This window comes from Oleiphilus sp. HI0123 (assembly GCF_001635315.1).
The window spans coordinates 1-2445 of the sequence record NZ_LWGE01001214.1 but is presented as its reverse complement, the minus strand read 5'-3'; the positions used below and the strand labels follow the sequence as shown (position 1 = coordinate 2445).

Here is a 2445-nt window from a genome sequence, read left to right as displayed (position 1 = left end):
AAAGCTTTTCCTTTCTATTTGATGATTCTAATCGTTATTTGGCGCGTTTTGAGCCGGAGCAAAAAAGCGATTCTGACCCTTGGCTTTTTTGGCAGTTCGAAACAGATTTAGACTGCTTTATCTCTCTTGCTACTCAGTCTAATGGACTTGCTAGGGGGGAATATCGTATCGAAACTAAAGAAATTACCGGTCTCGATAAGGTTCGTGAGCTCAGTTTGCCCCATAGAGAGCTCGCTAATAAAGACTTGTGTTAGAATAAACGATTAGATTCAACCAATAGTTGCCGTGATTATTTTATGAATTATTTGCCTATCAATTACATTGAGCCCGTATTTCGTCCACCTTCAGAAGCTAAGTCTTTGATTCTTCAAGTTACCAATGGTTGTTCATACAATAAGTGCACCTTTTGCGATATGTATACAGCTGAACAGAAGAAGTTCAAGCCCAAAAAGATCGAAGAGATAGAGCAAGAAGTGAGTGCAGTGGCGAAGAGCATGCCGAATGTCGGGCGTTTCTTTTTGGCAGATGGTGATGCAATGACTTTGTCGTTCCGCCGCCTCAAAGAAATACTTGAGTGTATTAATCGCTACTTTCCAGATAAAGAACGTGTTACTGCTTATTGCTTACCCAGAAATATTAAGAAAAAAACGGTAGAAGAGCTGGCTGAGTTGAGAGCGTTAGGCCTAAGCATGGTATATGTGGGCTGTGAATCCGGTGACGACAAAGTCTTGGAATGTGTGGTTAAGGGTGAGACTTACGAAAGCTCTAAAGACGCCTTACTCAAGTTAAAAGCTGCAGGCATCAAGTCTTCCGTGATGATATTAAATGGCTTGGGTGGCAAGAAGTTTTCAAAGCAACATGCCGTTAACTCTGCCAAGCTTATGAATGAAACACAGCCAGAGTTTGTATCGACGTTAGTAGTTTCTTTTCCGATGGGTGAAGAGCGCTTTAGGGCTGGATTTAATGGTGATTACGAGCCATTAGAACAATTGGATTTATTTCATGAGATTCGTACCCTGATTGCTAATTTTGAACTGGAAAATACAGTATTCCGTTCCGACCACGCGTCTAATTATTTGGTGCTAAAAGGTAATTTAGGGGCAGATAAGCAAGCGATGCTAAGTAAAATTGATCTGGCTTTGAATAAGCCTGGTGCAATTCCTCTTAGGCAAGAGTGGCAGCGAGGCCTATAACTATGGCAAAAATAGATGGTGAGGGGCTGCATAGGGACCTACCGACAATCGCGACCCAGATAAGAGAATTAGTTGGCGAGGATGATAGCTTGCCACCTGTTGAAACGTGGCAGCCGGAGCGAGTTGGCGAGATAGATATACGTATTGATTCCCAGGGTGAGTGGTATTATCAGGGAGACAAGATGGAGCGGCAGGCAGTGGTTCGCCTGTTGTCGCGGATATTACGCCGTGATGGTGAAGATTTCTTCCTGGTGACGCCTTACGAGAAAATGAAAATTACGGTGGATGATGCGCCCTTTGTTGTCGTGATGGTAGATCGCGAAGGTGAGGGTGAAGCGCAAAAGCTGCATTTTTCTACCCAGCTAGGCGATTACTTCACCTTGTCGGCAGATCACCCGCTCGAGGTAAGCTATAACGAACGCCAGGAACCGTCGCCATACGTGAAGGTAAGACATGGGCTTATGGCAAAATTGAGTCGGCCGGTTTATTACGAGTTAGCAGATTATATTTGTGAGCGCTCGGAGCAAGATACTGAGCTTGGTGTTTGGAGTGCTGGGCAGTTTTTTAAATTTTAGAGAGGTGCGTATGTCGCACCCCATTTGTATTTTAAGGTTAACGAATTAGGTTTGAAAGCTTAGGGTTAGGCTTCTTGTTCTTCTTAAGTAGCACCGCGATTTTTCCTATTGTTTGAACTAGCTCGGCGCCACTTTGTTCGACCAGCTCAGTGATGAGTGCACTGCGGTCATCGCGGTCACCAATTGCTACTTTAACTTTAATTAGCTCATGATCATTGAGTGCGCGATTCAGTTCTTCCATTAGGCCTTCGCTTAAACCTTTATCTCCGACTATAATCACCGGGTTTAGGTTGTGTGCGATAGTGCGATAATGTTTTTTGTCTGCAGAACTTAAGCTCATGAAAATAACCCGTAGTAGAAATCGTATAGTAAGTAAAAGTATTAACGGCGCGCATTCTAACAGTTATTTTATTTGATTGATAATGCCGCTAAATGTCAGGCTTATGCTCTGACAGGGCAGCGAGAATTTTTAAAGAGGGTGGTATGGCTCGTTCAAAATCAAGTTCCAAGTGGTTGAAAGAGCACTTCGATGATCAGTATGTAAAACAGTCACAGGAAGATGGGTATCGTTCTCGTGCCAGCTACAAATTGTTAGAGATTCAAAAAAAAGACCGCCTGTTTAAGCCGGGTATGACGGTGATTGACCTGGGGGCAGCGCCTGGTGGTTGGACTCAGGT

At 43.8% G+C, this 2445-nt stretch carries 5 protein-coding genes; 4 read left to right on the top strand and 1 reads right to left on the bottom strand.

The window, feature by feature from the left end; all coding sequences use genetic code 11:
• From A3761_RS27725 to A3761_RS13745, 3 genes are all read left to right on the top strand, one after another.
• The coding region (locus tag A3761_RS27725; RefSeq protein WP_197473048.1) for a hypothetical protein at positions 1 to 254 on the top strand (254 nt) is incomplete at its 5' end.
• Positions 255 to 296: 42 nt separating this feature from the next.
• A complete protein-coding gene (locus A3761_RS13750; RefSeq protein ID WP_068515229.1) occupies positions 297 to 1193 on the top strand; it encodes a radical SAM protein in 897 nt (298 codons plus the stop codon).
• Between the two features lie 2 nt (positions 1194 to 1195).
• Entirely contained in the window at positions 1196 to 1768 is a 573-nt protein-coding gene (locus A3761_RS13745; protein WP_068515227.1) for a DUF1285 domain-containing protein, read from the top strand.
• 37 nt (positions 1769 to 1805) lie between these two features.
• On the opposite strand, the gene yhbY is transcribed toward A3761_RS13745, so the two are convergent.
• Positions 1806 to 2108: a ribosome assembly RNA-binding protein YhbY gene (gene yhbY / locus A3761_RS13740; protein ID WP_068515219.1), complete on the bottom strand. Its 303-nt coding sequence runs from the start codon at positions 2106 to 2108 to the stop codon at positions 1806 to 1808.
• A 143-nt stretch (positions 2109 to 2251) separates the two neighbouring features.
• Here yhbY and A3761_RS13735 point away from each other — a divergent pair.
• Positions 2252 to 2445, top strand: a 194-nt coding sequence (locus A3761_RS13735; RefSeq protein WP_304439613.1) for an SAM-dependent methyltransferase, incomplete at its 3' end; no start/stop codon positions are given.